17 protein-coding genes are annotated in these 18435 nt (G+C 48.9%); all 17 read right to left on the bottom strand.

What is annotated here, in order from left to right; translation table 11 throughout:
• Positions 1 to 2: 2 nt before the first annotated feature.
• On the bottom strand, positions 3 to 458 hold the full coding sequence (locus PHS46_00745) for an NADH-quinone oxidoreductase subunit C (GenBank protein ID MDD3905041.1): 456 nt from the start codon (positions 456 to 458) through the stop codon (positions 3 to 5).
• Positions 455 to 901, bottom strand: a complete 447-nt coding sequence (locus PHS46_00750; GenBank protein ID MDD3905042.1) for an NADH-quinone oxidoreductase subunit B family protein — start codon at positions 899 to 901, stop codon at positions 455 to 457. Before PHS46_00750 ends, PHS46_00745 begins: the two co-directional genes overlap by 4 nt.
• A gap of 4 nt (positions 902 to 905) precedes the next feature.
• Positions 906 to 1244, bottom strand: coding sequence for a hypothetical protein (locus PHS46_00755; GenBank protein MDD3905043.1), 339 nt, complete (start codon positions 1242 to 1244; stop codon positions 906 to 908).
• Between the two features lies 1 nt (position 1245).
• On the bottom strand, positions 1246 to 1566 hold the full coding sequence (locus PHS46_00760; GenBank protein MDD3905044.1) for an NADH-quinone oxidoreductase subunit K: 321 nt from the start codon (positions 1564 to 1566) through the stop codon (positions 1246 to 1248).
• Entirely contained in the window at positions 1556 to 2059 is a 504-nt protein-coding gene (locus PHS46_00765) for a hypothetical protein (GenBank protein MDD3905045.1), read from the bottom strand. The genes PHS46_00760 and PHS46_00765 overlap by 11 nt, the downstream gene beginning before the upstream one ends.
• Positions 2056 to 3495 carry a proton-conducting transporter membrane subunit gene (locus PHS46_00770; protein MDD3905046.1) on the bottom strand — a complete coding sequence of 480 codons (1440 nt, stop codon included), beginning with the start codon at positions 3493 to 3495 and terminating at the stop codon, positions 2056 to 2058. Before PHS46_00770 ends, PHS46_00765 begins: the two co-directional genes overlap by 4 nt.
• Before the next feature lie 18 nt (positions 3496 to 3513).
• Positions 3514 to 5367 carry a proton-conducting transporter membrane subunit gene (locus PHS46_00775; protein MDD3905047.1) on the bottom strand — a complete coding sequence of 618 codons (1854 nt, stop codon included), beginning with the start codon at positions 5365 to 5367 and terminating at the stop codon, positions 3514 to 3516.
• Between the two features lie 2 nt (positions 5368 to 5369).
• Complete coding sequence (locus tag PHS46_00780) at positions 5370 to 6809, bottom strand: NADH-quinone oxidoreductase subunit L (protein ID MDD3905048.1); 1440 nt, start codon at positions 6807 to 6809, stop codon at positions 5370 to 5372.
• 53 nt (positions 6810 to 6862) lie between these two features.
• Positions 6863 to 9187: a sodium-translocating pyrophosphatase gene (locus PHS46_00785; GenBank protein ID MDD3905049.1), complete on the bottom strand. Its 2325-nt coding sequence runs from the start codon at positions 9185 to 9187 to the stop codon at positions 6863 to 6865.
• A gap of 152 nt (positions 9188 to 9339) precedes the next feature.
• Positions 9340 to 9771 (bottom strand): hypothetical protein, encoded by a 432-nt coding sequence (locus PHS46_00790; protein ID MDD3905050.1) that lies wholly within the window; start codon positions 9769 to 9771, stop codon positions 9340 to 9342.
• Positions 9772 to 9792: 21 nt separating this feature from the next.
• Positions 9793 to 9945 (bottom strand): hypothetical protein, encoded by a 153-nt coding sequence (locus PHS46_00795; protein MDD3905051.1) that lies wholly within the window; start codon positions 9943 to 9945, stop codon positions 9793 to 9795.
• A 50-nt stretch (positions 9946 to 9995) separates the two neighbouring features.
• Positions 9996 to 11987 carry an APC family permease gene (locus PHS46_00800; GenBank protein ID MDD3905052.1) on the bottom strand — a complete coding sequence of 664 codons (1992 nt, stop codon included), beginning with the start codon at positions 11985 to 11987 and terminating at the stop codon, positions 9996 to 9998.
• Between the two features lie 49 nt (positions 11988 to 12036).
• On the bottom strand, positions 12037 to 14229 hold the full coding sequence (locus tag PHS46_00805; GenBank protein ID MDD3905053.1) for a glutamine synthetase III: 2193 nt from the start codon (positions 14227 to 14229) through the stop codon (positions 12037 to 12039).
• 22 nt (positions 14230 to 14251) lie between these two features.
• Positions 14252 to 15928 (bottom strand): NAD+ synthase, encoded by a 1677-nt coding sequence (locus PHS46_00810; GenBank protein ID MDD3905054.1) that lies wholly within the window; start codon positions 15926 to 15928, stop codon positions 14252 to 14254.
• Position 15929: 1 nt separating this feature from the next.
• Positions 15930 to 16646 carry a GAF and ANTAR domain-containing protein gene (locus tag PHS46_00815; protein ID MDD3905055.1) on the bottom strand — a complete coding sequence of 239 codons (717 nt, stop codon included), beginning with the start codon at positions 16644 to 16646 and terminating at the stop codon, positions 15930 to 15932.
• Between the two features lie 6 nt (positions 16647 to 16652).
• Positions 16653 to 17594, bottom strand: coding sequence for a radical SAM protein (locus PHS46_00820; protein MDD3905056.1), 942 nt, complete (start codon positions 17592 to 17594; stop codon positions 16653 to 16655).
• 119 nt (positions 17595 to 17713) lie between these two features.
• Positions 17714 to 18427, bottom strand: a complete 714-nt coding sequence (locus PHS46_00825; GenBank protein ID MDD3905057.1) for a PilZ domain-containing protein — start codon at positions 18425 to 18427, stop codon at positions 17714 to 17716.
• Between the last annotated feature and the right edge of the window lie 8 nt (positions 18428 to 18435).

An 18435-nucleotide genomic window follows, 5' to 3' on the forward strand; every position in this document is an offset into this window, starting at 1 on the left:
TTTTACACGCCTCCCTGTTTCTTCCAATCCTTGCGAAGAGGATACTCTCCTGCGGGCCAATCGTCCGACAGCGGATACCTATTGCCCGCGGAAAGACCTTTAACTTTCGCGCCCAATAGATCCATAACTTCTCTCTCATATATGTCGGCGCCAGGAAAATATCCTGTAATAGTATTTATCGTCGGATTGTTTTTATCCGCGCTCACTTTTATATTCAACATAATACCATCCTCGCGGGCTATATGATACAGGAACCCGAGAGTTGCGCCCTCGTCGAGGCCGGTTATACTGCAAAGCATTACGAAACCAAGACTTTTTACAGCGTATTCAAAAACCCCTTCAAAATCTTTAGGCGACACTTCAACATACATCCGCCTTGACCTCTGCATGCGTATCTTGCCGTCCAGAATCGCGAATTTTTTGATAAGCTCTTGCTGTATCTTTTCTTCTTCCGTCATTTCGCTTTTTCCTTCGTCTCTAAGCTCATTAATAATTTCACGACCCCGTCTATTATCGCCTTGGGGCTTGCGGGGCATCCCGGTATGTAAGCGGACACGGGTATCACTTTATCGATGCCGCTTTCGACGCTGTAACAGCCGTCGAATACACCGCCTGAACAGGCGCAGGTACCTACCGCTACGACGAACTTCGGTTCCGGCATCTGGTCGTAAATGCGCTTTAGCCGCGTTTTGATCTGCCTGGTGACAGGCCCCGAACACACAAGCACGTCGGCGTGCCGCGGGGTTCCTTTAAGCTGGGCGCCGAAGCGCTCCAGGTCGTATCGCGGTGTAAGCGCCGCTATTATCTCGATGTCGCAGGCATTGCACGCACCGGTATTAAAATGAATTATCCACGGCGATTTTATCCTGGACCATGTAACGATTTTTTCGACCAAACCCATACCACTATCTCCTGAAAAGTATCACAAGACCTGTTGCCGCGCCCAGTATGCATGTTACCGCCACGACCAGTGATCCCATCGTTAAAGCCGGCACAGTAGCAATGATAAGCGTAAATACGTGTAGTATCGTAAAGAAGAACGCGAACGGAAAAAATTGGCTGTAATCCGGTTGCATAAGGCTTGTCGGCACATCTTCTCCGCAGGAGTACGCCTTATCCGTCCCGGAGGCATGTTTACCCGGTTTAAATGAAAGTAGCGACAACCCTTTAGATAATGCCATGACCGCGATGAGCACTATCACAAATGCGGCCGGAGGGGATAACAGTATTTTATTCAGATCCATATTAACCTTTCAGATTCCTTATACTGCGCACATCGAGCGAATCGGTGCGCCTGAATACCCACAACGCGATACCTGCCGCCGTAGCCGCGACGACCACTTCGATGACGATTATCGTTATAACAAGCCCCTGCGTGAGCGCTTCGCGGCCGGTTATCTTACCGACCACTATCAAAAGAAGCGTCACCGCTTTGGTAAGGAGCTCGAGACCTATTATCGAGCGTATCATGTTGCGCGTCACGAGTATGCAATATGCCCCGCATGCGAATAATAGCACTATGAAAAATCCGTACAGGCTGAATAATTGCCAGGAACTACTTGTCATTCTGTTTTTTCTCCTCGAATAGGATCACTATGCCGAGCGCGCCCGCTATCAATATGACGACCTGTCCTATCAGGTCGAGGCGTCTCAAGTTCCATAATAGAGACCTGACATCTGTGCTAAAAGGCGGTGGCGGCATTATCATAAAATCCTGGCGCGCCTTCATAAGTATAAGCGCAATACCTATAATGACCAGCACGACCGGCAAATACCGGTAACGCTTGACCCTCGCCTTCGATATCGCCAACACCTCCTGGTGCGTCAAAGGCCGCATCATGCTTATGGCGCTCACAAAAATGGCTGTTATAAGTCCGGCGCAGACTGACAGCTCAAAAACTGCCGCGAGCGGCGAATTGAGCCGGAATATAACTAAGGATACGAGCGCGCTCGTTACGGCCAGGGCTATGGTCGCTTTTAATAAGCTCCTGCCCATCACCGTCCAGAGGGCTCCCAGAATTATCAACACCAATAACATCACGTCGATATTCATATTCATCGCAGTAATATCTCTTTCACCGGCAGAATAAGCGCGTAAAATATTATGGGAAAGAATACGCCCGCGCCTATTGTTATGACGGCCAACGCTATCGAGACTGTAACTACCGTCTTATTCGCTTCTTTCAAACCTTCGAACCCTGCTCTCAATTTTCCGAAGAACACACGCCGTTGTAGCGACAGGAAATATGCCAGTGTGATTATGCTGGCCAAAACCGCGGCGACTGCATAACCGTGATGGCTCGCCTGCCACAGGGCGATGACGATCATGATCTTCGACCAGAACCCGGCCAGCGGCGGAACCCCGCACGCTGATAGCATCGCTATTACGGAAGTCGCGCCGGTAACCGGCATCTTCTGCGCAAGCCCGCCCATCTTATCCATGTCGCAGGTACCCGTTTCTTTTTCGACCGCAGACGAATTGACGAAGAGGAGCGACTTAAATACCGAGTGATTGAATAAATGGAATACAGCGCCCGCTATGCCGAGCCCGGTGCCCGCGCCAAGGCCGAGTATTATGTAGCCAACCTGGCTTATGCTCGAATACGCGAGCATTCGTTTAAAATTATTCTGCGCGATCGCCGTAAGGGCGCCTGCAAATATCGATATAGTGCCGATAAGCATCAATACGCCGTTTATCGCCGTGTCGAACGGAAAGAGCGAGGTTACTATGCGTATCATGGTGTAGATACCGGCGGCCTTCGTAACAACGCCCGCGAGGAGCACAGAAACAGGGGCCGGGGCCGCGCTGTACGCGTCGGGCAACCATCCATGGAACGGCATGAGCCCTCCCTTTATAAAAAGCCCGCACATGAATAGTCCTATGGCGAACGTAATAAGCGAACTATTACGCGACTCCGCGATGCCGTTGGCTATAGCCGAGAATGAAGTGCTACCGGACACTATGAGCAATATCCCGATGGACGTCAGCATAAGCACGGTCGCAACCGCCGAAAGCATAAGATATTTAAACGATCCCTCGAGCGAGTCCAGGGTCCTCGGGAATGCTATCAATAAAAATGATGCAACGGCGGTTATCTCCATAAATACATATAGCGAGAAGACATCTTTTACCATTACAATGCCGGTCATCCCAAGCGAAGCAATAATAAGAAGATTGATGAATTTGAACATACCCGTATCGTCGCTCATCGTATATCGCGCCACAAAAAGGCTCGCTATGGAGACCATGCCAATACATAAGAACATAACAAAACTAAGATGATCTATAAGAAAACTGGCATTGAAGAATGCGTCAACCCTGTCGAGCGAATTATTCCAGAATGCCGGGTGGTGAAATATCGCTACCAGCATCTGTAAAATAAAAAGACAGAACGCCGCCCAGAACGCGTACTTCTTTGCCCTGGGGCTTGCGGCAAAAAAGAGATTCAGGATTATTACCCCGAAAAGCGGTATCAATATCAGCAATGACGGCACTACTTACCCCTTTCCATATCAGACGGCGCGCAACAAAAACATCACAATAAGGATCGCCGCGCCGAGCGACCAGATAATATATGCCTTGTAATTTCCTGTATGCAACCGCTTCAGCGCTGACGCCGAAGAATCGGTTACTGTAACGACCAGGACGTTATATACCCAATCTATAGCCCTATCTATGCGGAATAGCACAGCCGAAGCAAAGTTGACCAAGTTCAAGCCTACATTGTACGGGTCGAAGAACCTGTTCTCCGCCTTATCGTATGCCCATTTAAGTCCGGGAGCGTAACGTATGTGATCGGTGGCCTTTATCGCCTTATGTGTCTTTTTAAAACCGTAAAGGTGGTTCAAAAATGCCAGCGCCAGGACTACGATAGTAATAATGACCAGCATTGCGCTCGAAGGCATTCCTGCGAAATCATGCCCCGCGAGCCGCTCGCCCAGTATAGGCTGTATCAGATTCTTCAAAGGAAGCGCGTTCCATAACCCGAAGAGTACGCACATGAACGCTATCACGATCATCGGTATGAGCATGGCTAAAGGCGCCTCTTTAACTTCCCTATTATCTACCATATGCTCTTTACCTTCTTCGCCCTTTCCCAGAAATGCCGCATGGCCAAGTTTTAAAAATGACGCCGCGGTTAAGAACGACCCCAATATCGCCGCTATGTAAAATATGAGCCCTCGCTCCAGCGCTCCGTCATAGACGAGTTCCTTCGAGAAAAATCCATTGAACGGCGGAACTCCGGATATGGCCGCGGCCGCAATGAGGAAACAGATGAAAGTCACCGGCATCTTCCGGCCCAGCCCACCAAGTCGCTGAAGGTCTGTTGTACCCGCCTGTCTCTCGACGGAACCACCCGTCAGGAAGAGACAGCTTTTGTACATGGCGTGATTTATCATGTGGAACAGCCCGCCCACGATACCGACCGGCACCAGCGTGCCTATTCCTAATATCATATATCCTACCTGGCTTATCGCGTGATAAGACAGAAGCCTCTTATAATCTTTCTGGATGAGCGCCATCATTACGGCCAAAAGTATCGTTATCGCGCCTATCGTCATGAGCATGATACTTATCCACGAATGAGGTTCGAGTTTGAACATATCGAGCGATATCCTGGCAAGAAAATATATTCCGAGTAGCTTCTCCAATGCCGCGGGCAGGATAGCCATAAAAGGAAGCGGCGCGTCGAGGGCGGCGTCCGGTATCCAGCTATGGAAAGGCATCGAGCCTGCCTTCGATATCGCTCCTATCATAAGGAGTATGAACGCGAGACCTCCCAGGCCTGCGGAAGATATGTGTATCATCGATATCGTCGTAGTGCCTGCGATATAACCTGTCAGCGCTATGCCTATCATCATGCAGAGGTCGCTTACACCCACGATGAGAAATGCTTTTGTTCCCGTCTTGAACGCGTTCTTTCCGCCTATCGCTATCATCGCGAACAACGTCAGGAGTAATCCCTCCCAGAAGAATAACATTAGCACTAAATTATTCGATAACACCGCGCCGTTTACCATCAAAAGCGAGAGCGCGAGATAAACATAAAATTGTTTGGCGTAATCTTTAGTGTGCAGAAATGCTGTCGAATACATCGTTATAAAAAATGCGAAACCCGCCGCCGCAAGTAATATGAAACCGCTGAATTGGTACAATTTTAACGAAAAGTCAATGCCGAAGCCCGACCAGGGTATGGAATAAATGATCTTTGCTTTGAATAGCAAGATGGCGAGGGCAAGATTTAATGCTGTGCCCGCTAAGGCTATCGCCTCTTTGCCCCACGCGATGCGTTTCGGCAGGACAAGGACAGCCAGCGCTGTCACAAGCGGTATCAGGATCGGATAAAATATCGTCTCTGGCGCCATAATCACATCCCCATCATCTGCTTAACAGCTATCTGCACAAAATCCGAAGGATACTTTATCAGTATTCCGCCCGCCACAGAAAGGACGGCCAGAATAGCGACGGAGAAAACCATTATCCCGGAACCTTCTTTGGCCGTCGTCGCGCTTTTCGCTTCGCCCAGGAATATCATGTTGAATATTCTGAAAAGATATATCAATGTAAGGATCGCGCCTATAAGAAACATCGCCGTTATCCATATTTTCCCGCTGTTGGCCGCGCCTGCAAAGACTAAGTATTTCGAGAAGAACCCGCCGAACGGAGGCACGCCCATTACCGAGAAGGCGCACGCCAGAAACGATATCGCCGTTACCGGCATCGTCGCGATAAGCCCGCCCATCTTCGTTATGTCTTTAGTCTTCGCGTTCTGCTCGATGATGCCCGCGCATAAAAATAGCCCGCCTTTGGCGAGCCCGTGCATCAATATGAAAAGTAGCGCTCCGGCATAACCTACTTCGTTGCTGACAGCAAATCCCAGCAGTATAAAACCTATCTGGCTTACAGTCGAGTATGCTATTATGCGCTTCATGTCCGTCTCGACCAGCGCGCAACCTGCCGATACGAGCGCGCTCACTCCAGCGATAACCGGCACTATCGTGTGCCAGGCCGGAGCGATGGCAAACGTCGCGATGAACAGACGCGCGAATACATACACGCCTATTTTTACCAGCACCGCCGCGTGCAGTAGCGCAGTTACCGGAGACGGCGCAACGCCGGCGTCCGGAAGCCATGTATGGAATGGCAATGTGGCGGATTTTGAAAGTATGCCCGCCAGTATAAGTAGTACCGCTATATCGGGTATCGCGCTCGTTTTAAATGCCTGCTTTATCACCGCGAGGTCGAAAGATCCGGTCGCCTGATATATATAGATGAAGCCTATGAGCATGAGAAGCGCGCCAAATACCGTTACTAAGAATGCTTTGTCCGCCTTTAGAATTATCTCTTTATCTCTGAAAAATCCGATGAGTCGCCAGCTCGCGAGAGCGGTTATCTCCCAGAAAAGATATAGGAATATGAGGTTGCCCGAATAAACGAGCCCCATCATGGCGCCTAAGAAAAGCGTTACCATGAGATAATATTCGTTGCGATTGGAATAATGGCTTATGTACCCGAGGGAATACAGTACTATTATCGCTCCGACAAGTGACGAGACCACGGCCATGAATACGGCCAGGGCGTCGGCAGTAAGGATGAAATTAAATCCCAGCGGCAGTTCATGGATTATGGTTATGACTTTTCCCGTCAGGATGGCGGGAATTAGCATAATCGAGCATATGAGCGATATCGATACCAGTGCCAGTGACGTAAGATTTCTGGCAAGTTCCGACACCCGGCCTATTAAAGGAAGCGCAAAGGCCCCTATTACCGGAACAAATACGCTGGCTAATAGGTATGTACTTTCCATCGAATACATCAAATCTCCGTTGAGAAACTGTCTATATTATATCAGCGGCCGGATTATTTTGCTACCGCAATATCCGGAGCCGTTCTCTTACTCTTCAATACAGCCCAGACCAGTGAGGCGCAAAGTAGCGACACGATAACCCACCCAGTCACGCCGAGCTTATTATACTGAACGACTATCGGCGCTATTATTACAGAAACTAAGTTGACCACCTTTATCATCGGGTTGAGTGCCGGGCCGGCTGTGTCTTTCAACGGATCTCCGACGGTGTCGCCTACGACTGCCGCCTTGTGCCTCTCGGAACCTTTACCCGTATTTTTCGCTACATCGGACAATTCGTCCTCGATCGTCTTCTTGGCATTGTCCCATGCGCCACCGGAATTCGACATAAATACGGCGAGGAGTTGCCCGGAAAGGATAATACCCGCGAGAAATCCGCCGAGCGCCTCAACCTGCAGGACAAGACCTACCACTATAGGTGAAACGATGCATATAATGGCCAGTCCGATCAATTCTTTCTGTGCCGCGGTTGTAGATATAGCGACGGCCTGCTTGTAATCCGGCTTCACTTTTCCTTCTAACACGCCCAATTTGAACTGGCGCCTGACTTCTTCGACGATGAGCGCCGCCGCCCTGGCAACCGCCTGGATGCTGAACGCGGAGAATAGCCACGGGATCGCGCCGCCTATCAACATTCCGACAAATACCTGCGGAACCGAAACGCGTATACCTAACGAACTAAGCTGATCCGCAAGCGGCACACCCAACGCCGCCTGTACCTTGCTTACATCAACCATATATGACCCGAATAACGCTACTGCCGCTATAACGGCTGAACCTATGGCAACGCCTTTAGTGATCGCCTTCGTAGTATTGCCGACACCATCTAAATCCGCCATGATCTTACGGGCGGCTACGGTGTCTTTATCCGTCTTGCCGTGCCATGCCATCTCCCCTATGCCATTTGCGTTATCCGCTATCGGACCAAAAGAGTCCATGGCAACGTTGTTGCCCGTAAGTGTTAACATGCCTATACCGGTCATCGCTACGCCATAAAGTATATAAGTAACCTTCTCGGCGCCGGAAATCCCGGGAATACTTCCGAATATCACTATGGATGAAAATATAGTCGTCGCGATAACGAGTATCGACCATACCGCCGATTCATATCCAACGGCTATGCCGGAGAGTATCGTAGTCGCCGAACCCGTACTGGTTGACTTACGTATTTCGCGGACAGGTTTACCTTCCGTTCCCGTAAAATATTCCGTGAGACGATCGATGGCTATCGCAAGCCCAACCCCAACCGCTGTCGCGAGAAAAGGCCTCCACCACCCGCCCGGCAGTTTGCTCATATAGAAGAAAGCGAGCACGCCGAATAACGCGACTGAAATAGCCGCTGATGTTAAGAAACCTTTAAAAATCGCCTTCATAGCGTTACCGCTCTTAGAAGGGCTACCCTTTACAGCATATGTTCCTATAATAGAACAAAGCACGCCGATGCCACGAACTAATAGCGGATACACGATCCACTCGAGCCGGTGCGTAATATGATATAGCGCGAGACCGAGTATAAGGCCGGCTACGATAGTAACTTCGTATGATTCGAATATGTCCGCGGCCATACCGGCGCAATCACCGACGTTATCACCGACCAGGTCAGCGACTACGGCTGGGTTGCGTGGATCGTCCTCGGGTATACCCGCTTCGACTTTACCGACGAGATCTGCCCCGACATCCGCCGCTTTTGTGTAAATACCGCCGCCCACCCTCATGAATAACGCCAGAAGCGTACCGCCGAAACCGAATCCTAAAAGCGCGTCCGGCGCGGCTATCCCAAATACGATAAAAATTATCGTTCCGCCAAAAAGCCCCAGGCCATCCGTTAACATACCCGTGATAGTGCCCGAACGGTAAGCTATTCTCAGCGCGTCACCAAACGACCTCTTCGCCGCCTGCGCAACCCTGACGTTTCCCTGAACCGCCATACGCATACCGAGCTGGCCTACGAGTAGCGAAAAAACGGCGCCCATTATAAAAGCAAGCGCCCTGCCTACGCCTATGATGAGCCTGACTATATTTTCCGGCTGGCCCGCAAATCTCTGCAGAGCCTCTTCGGACGGTGGTACTATATATACGGAGAAGAATAACGCGAATGTAAGCAGTCCTATTAAAGGAAGGATAGAAAAAAGCTGTTTGCGTAAATACGCGTTCGCGCCTTCACGGATTGCGTTCCACACCTCGATCATCTTCGCGTCGCCTTTGTCTTCGCGAAGTATCTGCTTGCGAAGGAATAAAGCATATAACAACCCCAGTATGGAAACGCCTAAAACGCTCCATATCGCTACCTGCTCGAAAAACGTGAGTCCGTATACCATGTCCCGCTCCTTTTTTATATGTACTAAAAAAAACGACCCCCTTTGTCAACCTTCTTTATAAGGAGGTCCATAATAATTCTTATTCATTTAACGGATTATATATTTATTATAATCCTGCCGGCCTTTAGTGTCAAGTTTTTTGTATGGGTCGTCTACACGGACGAAGAAGACTTAACCTCCACCGTCCTTATAAGGAGCCCCGCGCAACCCTCCGGGACAATGCCCCTTACCAGATCCGGGCGGCGCGGATTGAAGACCACATAACTGCCGTCCTTAACATCCACTATTACCTCTATAAAGCCCTCGCGCCTCATCTCCCCGAGCACTCTCCAGGCTTCTTTAATCCTATCCGCCTTAATAGTGCACAGATCTCGGCCTTCATTTTTGACGACGAGTTCATAGGAAGGAACCTTATTATCCAATATCAAGACACATGGCGTAACCTGTTCGGTCTTCCCGCATACGACCGTTGCGACCACATCCTTGACAGGTTCGTCTTTCTTCGCCTTCTTCGCGTGCGCCTGTGTCGCAAATATCGCTGTCGTCATCATCACAATGACTAAAATCCCGATACCCCGCTTCATATCTTCCTTTCCATCTGCCTCTTACAGGCAGAATATGAGAATGTTTGCGAGAAAATACAATATCGCTATAAAAAGTTCTTTCGGACTACCCGAATGCGTATATCGCAGTAGACCCGACACCATAAGTAGCGCCGAGCCAAGCACTGCGACGACCTGATACATCGCTAATTTCATATCTTCTCTCCACGTGTTTAAAATACCGCCGCCCGACGTATCGAAAAATTTTAACTTACCCTTACCGGCATAACAATGAACGGGATCCCGTTCTGGTGGAGACGGCGCTGAACGGCAAAAGTGGTATAGTTATAAAGCATCTTGGTGAATATCGTATCCTGCGGTAACACGATCTGGCCGCCGAAGAATACGCTATTGGGATAGCGCTCGAAAATCTCGTAAGCCATCTTCGATATATCGTCCGCCGTTTCCGTTCCTATCGTGGACAGGCTCTCGGCGTAAAATCCCTGACTTTTCATAAAAGCAACGTAGTGATCGAGCTCGTCCTGAACGTGCGCTTTTAATTCAGCAATGGCATCTACCCCTTTAAAATTACCCGAGTCGATTATGCCGGCCATTATGAATACGAAATTCTTAATATCTCCAAATAGCCTGCGGACATTGAATAACGTGTGGAGCCCCATGCCGTTAAATCCGTTCACGAGTATAACGGCCGTCTTCGACTCGGAATCGTACTTCGGTTCCGCGCCCCGTCCTGCCTCCGGCGACTCTACCGACTTGGCTATCTCCGCGGCGTGGACAAGACTGTCGAGCCGCACCAAAAGCCGCATCGTCCTTTTGTAATAGCGTTTTATTGAAATGGCGAGAAGTATGAGCGAGCCGGTAATGAATATCGTTATCCAGCCGCCCTCGTTGAATTTTATTATTATAACCGAAAGCAGGATAAAGGTTGTCATTGCAAGGCCCACGCCATTAATAACCATTTTTTTGAACCATGAAGGCGCCTGTTTCCGGACGCTCCACCAGTGGCGCACCATTCCAAGCTGGGACAAGCAAAATGTTATAAAAACGTTTATGGCATACAAAACGACAAGGAATTTCACCGAGCCCTGACTCAAGGCGACTAAGACAAGCGCGGCGCCGCCCATCAGCAGGATCCCGTTCTGCGTAACAAAACGCTCGCTCAATAGAGAAAATTGAAACGGAAACCACCTGTCATGCGCCATATTTGCCAGAACTCGAGGGCCATCCAAAAAACCCGTCTGGGCCGCGACAAACAGTAGCACCGCTTCCGATATCAATGTAATCAATAGAAATGTGTATCCGATGCCCGGGTTCCATTGGGAAGTAACGCTCTCGAGAAGGACTGCATTTAATGTCTTACCCGGCTGGAATTGAACATGATACAAAAGATACCCGAGCATAAGACCGCCGGCTACCGTAGCAAGCGATATTGCCATGTATCTCATAGTCTTCTTTGCTGTTTCAACCCTGGGCTCTCGTAATATCGGTATGCCGTTCGACACGGCCTCTATTCCGGTATAGGTACCGGCGCCCATACTGTATGCCTTCATTATAAGAACGAACATGCCGAACATGCCTATTTCGGCTCTCGTAGTATTAACATCGCTTATAGTTGCGCTGACCACATTGCCAAATTGCGGTGCGTGTACAACCAGGCTGTATAGGATAACAAAAACGTGCGTAGCTAAGAATATGATAAATATCGGTACAAGTGGCAGTACCGACTCTTTTACGCCTCTTAAGTTTAATAATATAAGTATAAGGATACCTATTAAAGCAACGGGCAATTTGAATTGTAGCCAGCTTGGAGGAAGAAAACTGAATAGCGCGTCCGCGCCGCTGGCTATAGACAGGGCTATCGTGAGCACGTAATCGACTAAGAGCGCGCACCCTGACACCATGCCTACCGCAGGCGAAAGCAGTTTGCTGGCGACTAAATATCCTCCCCCGCCTGCCGGAAAAAGCTCGATAATTTGCGAATAACTCGAACTTATCACGAATATCGTTAATGCGGTGGCTATGGCAACGAAGATGCCAAGGAACATGTGGGTTTTAAGCGCAAGGAAGGCCTCTTCGGGACCGTAACAACAGGATGACAAGCCGTCAGATCCTAAGCCTACCCAGGCAAAGAACGCCACAAGCGATATATTATGGAAGAGCTGAGGATCGTGGAGATTTTTGGCCCTGCCTATGACGAATTCTTTCATCTTCCCAAATATGTTGGGTTTGTTAGTCATAAGGGGGTATTATACATTAAGGGATGGCAGGGGTCAAGCGGCACCCATGCTATTTTATGAAAAGCATCTCTCTGTATTTAGGCAGATCCCAATGCTCATCGGAAACGACACATTCGAGCAGGTCGACGTGCTTGCGGATATGCTCCATTATTGGTTTAAGTTTATCGAAATACAGCTTTGCGCGCTCCTCATGGTGCATCTTCTGCGCATTTGCCAGGAGATTTCGCATATTCTCGGTGTTGTGCCGGACATAGTATATCTTCTGCACTATTTCGGACAGATGGCCCTTGAGGTCATTAAATACAACCGTGTCTATTTTTAAATTGGAACTCTTCCTGAGAACAGCCAGGTTATTCAGGTTCCCGGACAGGAGTTTCTCGTATTCATATCCGGCCGGGACGATATTCGCGCTTACCATCTCGTTTAATGTATTAGCCTCGATCTCGAGGATCGTATTGTATGTGTGTATCCAGATGTGGTATCTGGCTACTATCTCTTCCCGCGAAAATACCTTGTACGCTTCAAACAGCTTTATATTCGTTTCTTTAGTCAAAGCCTTAAGCGCTTCCGCAGTCGATGCGATATTCGGCAAGCCTCGCTTCTTCGCTTCCTTGACCCACTCCGCCGCGTAGTTGTTGCCTTCAAAATGAATCGCGCGGGTTTCCTTTATGATGCCGGATATTACTTTCAGGACGGCGGCATTAAAATCCTTACCCTTCGCGGCCTCCTGTATGTTTTCAGCGACATAGTCCAATGACTCGGCTATTATCGTATTGATAATGGTGATCGGTGTCGATATATTCTGCGAAGAACCGACAGCCCTGAACTCGAACTTCGTACCTGTAAACGCAAATGGCGACGTCCTGTTCCGGTCGGTCGAATCCTTATTGAACTTCGGCAGGCGGCCAAGGCCAAAATCCATAATGTCTTTTTTCGAAACTTTCGTCTTGGAGCCATTGCCTATCATGTCGAGTATTTTCGTCAGCTGGTCACCTAAGAATACGCTGATAATAGCCGGGGGCGCTTCGTTGGCGCCTAACCTGTGCTCATTGCCCGCCATCGCAACGCTGGCGCGCAGAAGATCCGAATACTTGTAAACAGCTCTTAAAACCGCCGCCAGTACCGTCAGAAACTGCAGATTGTCTTCCGGGGTATCGCCGGGATTGAGCAAGTTATTGCCTTTATCGTCCGCGAGCGACCAGTTTATGTGTTTACCACTACCGTTTACGCCGGCAAAAGGTTTCTCATGCAGGAGGCAGACGAGATTATGGCGTAGCGCCACCTTCTTCAGTATCTCCATGAGAAGCTGGTTATGATCGGCCGCTAAATTCGACTCTTCGAATATGGGCGCGAACTCGTACTGGTGCGGGGCGACTTCATTGTGCCTGGTCATAACAGGTATGCCCAGCTTATACGCCTCTTCCGCGACCTCGAACATAAAATTGACGACGCGCTCTTTTATTGTGCCGAAATATTGATCCTCGAGTTGTTGTCCTTTTGGAGAAGGCGCCCCCACAAGCGTGCGCCCGGTCAGTAAAAGATCCTGCCGTAAATTGTAATAACCTTTATCTATAAGGAAATATTCCTGCTCCGGACCGCAAGTTGAGATCACTTTCTTCACATCTTTATGTCCAAAGAGTTTCAATAATCCTACGGCGGCCTTGTTTAAAGCTTCATCGGAACGCAAAAGCGGTAGCTTCTTATCGAGCGCTTCGCCATTGTATGAAATGAATATACTTGGTATGCATAAAGTCTTTCCAAGGGCGCTCTCGATTATGAAAGCCGGGCTCGAAGGATCCCATGCGGTATATCCTCTGGCCTCGAACGTCGCCCTGATGCCGCCGGATGGGAAGCTGGAGGCGTCTGGCTCACCCTGTATGAGTTTATTGCCGGAGAACTTTTCGATTACTTTGCCGGGGCTCACTATTGAGATAAAACTGTCATGTTTTTCAGCGGTAAGGCCCGTCATCGGCTGAAACCAGTGGGTATAATAGGTAGCGCCCTTCGACATGGCCCAGTTCTTCATCGCGTTGGCTATCTCATTGGCTTGTTCAATAGTTATTATCGCGCCTTCCGACATCCAGCGTTTGAAGGCCGCGAAAGTAGCCTTGGAAATATGTTTCTGCATAGCCGCCGCGCCGAAAGTATTCTCACCGAAATACGACGAAACTTTTTTAGGGAGATGATCCTTTTTGATAATGACACTTTTTATATTGAATAATGCCTTTTCCCTGACATTCATAAAATCCTCCTTGATCTTAGCGTTATTTATATTTATTAGTTATGGGCATGCGCCTGTCTTTACCGAATGCCTTGGGCGTGATCTTTATCCCCGGCGGCGCCTGTCTTCGTTTATATTCGCTCCTATCGACCATGTTCAGTACTTTGAAGGTAATGTCCTTGTTGAACCCGGAGGCGACTATCTCGTCATACCCCCTGTCTTCTTCTATGTATTCTTTTAATATTTTGTCGAGCAAATCATACGGCGGTAGAGTATCCTGATCCTTCTGATTCAGTTTTAATTCCGCCGTTGGCGCCTTGGTTATCACAGACTCAGGTATAACTTTGCCGGTAGCATTCCGATACGCGACAAGTTTATAAACGAGCGTTTTGGGCACATCTTTTATCACAGCAAAGCCCCCGGCCATATCTCCGTATAGTGTAGCATACCCCGTACTCATCTCGGATTTATTTCCCGTGGCCAGCACAATGTATCCGAACTTATTGGATAATGACATAAGGATCGTGCCGCGTATGCGGGCCTGCAGGTTCTCTTCGGTCGTGTCTTTCGGCATACCCGAGAATTGCCCCTCAAGCGACATTAAATAAAGCTTGAAAATATGATCAATGGAAATATTGGCGAATTTAATTCCAAGGTTGGAAGCAATCGCCTTGGCATCAATCTCCGACTGCTCCGAAGAATAACGCGTCGGCATGAATACGCCCAGGACGTTGTCCTTGCCGAGGGCGTCGGCCGCAAGGGCGGCCACCAGCGCCGAATCTACACCGCCGCTTAAGCCTATCAGGACTTTCTTAAAACCGTTCTTAGCCACGTAGTCCTTTAGCCCCAAGATAAGAGCCTGATATATTTCTGCCACGGGATCCATCGGACGTATGTCTTTTTTTACGATAACCGGTTTGTTCTTTGGAGATAATGCCTCAGAAACAAGTATCGCTTTTTTGTTAATAGCGTCTTTGTCCGCGGCGATATCGATATCTACGGCTATAATGTCTTCTTTAAACGCCCCCGCGCGGGCAAGCACCCGGCCGGAACTGTCCACTACCATGCTTTGGCCGTCGAATACCAGTTCGTCCTGTCCACCCACCAGGTTTGCATAACTGATGACGACGTTACTTGTTTTTGCCTGGCGCCGTACTATCTCTTCACGCTCTTTTACTTTACCCGCATGATAAGGCGACGAGTTTATATTTATTATAAGCTTCGCCCCCAGAGATGCCTGCGCGCATACCGGGCCTTCCGTATGCCATATATCTTCGCAGATATTAACACCGAATACCAGCCCCCCGGCTTTGAATGTGAGAGTATCTTTACCGGGCTTAAAATAACGCGCCTCATCGAACACGCCGTAATTCGGAAGGATCTCCTTATGGCATACCCCTTTGACATCCCCTTTATATATCACAGCCGCCGCATTATAGATATCGCTACCATGCCCATCCACAAAACCTACTATTGCCACTGTCTCACCTACCGCCTTCACCACGCGCTTAAAGGCGCTCAGGTTGTCGACGATGAAACTCTCCTTGAGAAGCAGGTCCTCCGGAGGGTAACCCGTTATGGCAAGTTCCGGAAAGGAGACGATATCCGCGCCCATCTCTTCGGCTTTTCGCAGGTATTCAAGTATCTTTTTCGTGTTACCGCCGAGATCACCTACCGTGCAGTTTATCTGGGCTATAGCTATGCGCACGCTCTTCTTCATCTTATTCCTTCTTCATCTTATCGATAAGTATTATCGCTTCCGCTATCTCGCGCATCGATTTTCTCATATCCATGCTCTGTTTCTGGATCTTCCTAAAAGCCTCTGTCTCGCCCATACCCTGCTCCCGCATCATTATGCCCTTAGCCCTCTCCACAAGTTTGCGCGTCTCGAGCTCCTCCTGGATAACCTTCGTTTTAACCATGAGCTCGGCGTTCTCGATTACGATCGCGGCCTGACTGGCAACAGTGCTAAGTATATTTATTTCGTCTTTGGTAAATTTATGCGGATGGGACGTGTAGGTATTAAGGACGCCTATAACCTTGCCCTTGACCGCAAGAGGTAAAGACAGGAGTGAGCGCAAAGATTCTTTCTGCGCAATATCCTTATATTTGTATTCCGGTTCTTTGGATAGGTCGTATACCGCTATAGGTTTGTTTTGCGCGGCAACTTTGCCGGCAATGCCTTCGGAAATCTTAAGATTCGGTTTCCTATTGTACAATTCGCTCATCGATTGTGTCGCTTTGAGCGCAAGCTCGCCGGTCTTGTCATCGATAAGCATGAGCGAGCATATCTTCGAGTCTGTTATCTCGGCCGTAACCGTAACTATAAGCTTTAGTATATCCTCGAGGTATAAGTTCGACGTTATAGTCTTACTTACTCTCGAGATAGCCTCTAACTGTTTAGCGCGGCTAATGGTCTTTTTCCTTTTTTCAGACATGGCGTCCTACTCTCTCGGCTTTATGTTGGTGCCTAAAAATTTATCATCTGGTTCCGGGGGCACTTCCTGTATCCAGCCATTATTTAAGCCTAAAAGACGACAGGCGTCAACTATATTCTCATACTCTTCCCTATTTATTGGAGCGGCTAATTCTTTATAGGAGGCGGCCTTGAATGTCGGATAGTACTGGCTCATAAGGCTTATATAAGTATAAGCGGATATTTCGTTCTTTATAAAATCGAGGGATTCCTTTGTGCCGGATATGTTACCGGGTAAAGCAAGAAGCCGTATTATGATCCCTTGCCGGGCAATCCCATCGGTGCCCATTTCCAGCGTACCCACCTGGGAATACATCTCCTTTACCGCCGCGGTATTCGATTTAACATAGTCCGGGGCATCTGAATACTTGGCGGCCATCTCATCGCGTGAATACCTCATATCCGGCAGGTATATATCAACAATATCCGATAAAAGTTTCAACGTCTCTACCTTTTCGTATCCGCTCGTATTATATACGATGGGTATGTTCAATCCACCGGCGGTTGCTATCAAAAGCGCTGAAATTATCTGCGGCACAAAATGCGTCGGGCTTACAAGATTGATATTATGACACCCTGTTTTTTGCAAAGTCAGCATCATCTCGGCCAGTTTTTCTATCGACACTTCCTTGCCATGGCCCATTTGGCTAAAAGTGTAGTTCTGGCAATAGACGCATCTCATGTTGCAGTGTGAGAAGAATATCGTCCCGGAGCCTCGCTTGCCCGATATCGGCGGTTCTTCGCCGCGGTGCGCTATATAGCTGTAGACGACCGGATTAAGCGGCGCCCTGCAATAACCGAGACGGCCCGCGCTCCTATCGACTTTGCAATTTCGCGGACATATATCGCACCGTTTCATGGAATCACGGAAGGCCTCATTTGCGTTCTGTAATGCGGCTATCCTGTTCACCAGTGCACCTTCTTTTATTTAGTGGAGCCCTCCGGCCTAAAGGCCGAGGCTCCCTCCCCCGGGTTCGTGAAAACCGCATTCATCCCTGGACTTGAAGTCCGGGGATTTCTGTCGGGGGATTAAGCCTGATCGGACCGGTGGGTAACGTTTTTGTCGATAAAATCGACTATGGCACGTTCTTTATCCGGCGTAAGATGGGAAAATGATATACCCATGCCGGGATAAGCATGCGGCTGTAGCTCTTTATCGGCGATCCAGGAGACTCTTCCTGTGGCCTCAAGTATTGCCGGAAGGCCCGGCATATCAAATCGTAGATCAAGAATAGTGTTTATAGGTAGCGTATCGGGAGTATATACATAAAGTCCTGCCGCGCTTATATTGAGCACCTTGCCTTCGAATATCTTCGGGGTCTTGCGATCGCTTACCATGCGGTAAGTCACGCTAAGGTGTATGTCGAGCCGCGGGAATTTTCGGCGTAAGCGCAGACCCTCGGCCTCGCTCTCTGTGAAGCTGGCTATCGCCGTATCTTCATCGGTGTATATCGCAAATATAGCATCCAGCTTTACCACCTTCAGCATCTCTATGATCGATAACGGCACATTCAGGAGCCTCATCTTACCTTTGTGATTAACCGTGTTCTTATATGCGATGGCGAGTATGGATATACCGTTATAGTCGACCATATCGACATTTTCAAGATTGAGTATTATGTTCAACTTGCCGGAATTGACCAGCCAGCCAACCATTTCTACCAGCTCAGAAGAGTTTATGTCTATGCGGCCGTCTATATCCAGTATATTGACACTGTCCCGCTCCCGTATCCGTATGGCCATTATAACTC

This window comes from Candidatus Omnitrophota bacterium, from assembly GCA_028699255.1.
Taxonomy (GTDB): Bacteria; Omnitrophota; Gorgyraeia; order 2-01-FULL-45-10; family 2-01-FULL-45-10; genus FEN-1322.

Coding starts and splice junctions, on each gene's coding strand:
- PHS46_00745 (MDD3905041.1), bottom strand. CDS start 458: ATGACGGAAGAAGAAAAGATACAGCAAGAGCTTATCAAAAAATTCGCG.
- PHS46_00750 (MDD3905042.1), bottom strand. CDS start 901: ATGGGTTTGGTCGAAAAAATCGTTACATGGTCCAGGATAAAATCGCCG.
- PHS46_00755 (MDD3905043.1), bottom strand. CDS start 1,244: ATGGATCTGAATAAAATACTGTTATCCCCTCCGGCCGCATTTGTGATA.
- PHS46_00760 (MDD3905044.1), bottom strand. CDS start 1,566: ATGACAAGTAGTTCCTGGCAATTATTCAGCCTGTACGGATTTTTCATA.
- PHS46_00765 (MDD3905045.1), bottom strand. CDS start 2,059: ATGAATATGAATATCGACGTGATGTTATTGGTGTTGATAATTCTGGGA.
- PHS46_00775 (MDD3905047.1), bottom strand. CDS start 5,367: ATGGCGCCAGAGACGATATTTTATCCGATCCTGATACCGCTTGTGACA.
- PHS46_00780 (MDD3905048.1), bottom strand. CDS start 6,809: ATGGAAAGTACATACCTATTAGCCAGCGTATTTGTTCCGGTAATAGGG.
- PHS46_00785 (MDD3905049.1), bottom strand. CDS start 9,187: ATGGTATACGGACTCACGTTTTTCGAGCAGGTAGCGATATGGAGCGTT.
- PHS46_00790 (MDD3905050.1), bottom strand. CDS start 9,771: ATGAAGCGGGGTATCGGGATTTTAGTCATTGTGATGATGACGACAGCG.
- PHS46_00795 (MDD3905051.1), bottom strand. CDS start 9,945: ATGAAATTAGCGATGTATCAGGTCGTCGCAGTGCTTGGCTCGGCGCTA.
- PHS46_00800 (MDD3905052.1), bottom strand. CDS start 11,987: ATGACTAACAAACCCAACATATTTGGGAAGATGAAAGAATTCGTCATA.
- PHS46_00805 (MDD3905053.1), bottom strand. CDS start 14,229: ATGAATGTCAGGGAAAAGGCATTATTCAATATAAAAAGTGTCATTATC.
- PHS46_00810 (MDD3905054.1), bottom strand. CDS start 15,928: ATGAAGAAGAGCGTGCGCATAGCTATAGCCCAGATAAACTGCACGGTA.
- PHS46_00815 (MDD3905055.1), bottom strand. CDS start 16,646: ATGTCTGAAAAAAGGAAAAAGACCATTAGCCGCGCTAAACAGTTAGAG.
- PHS46_00825 (MDD3905057.1), bottom strand. CDS start 18,427: ATGGCCATACGGATACGGGAGCGGGACAGTGTCAATATACTGGATATA.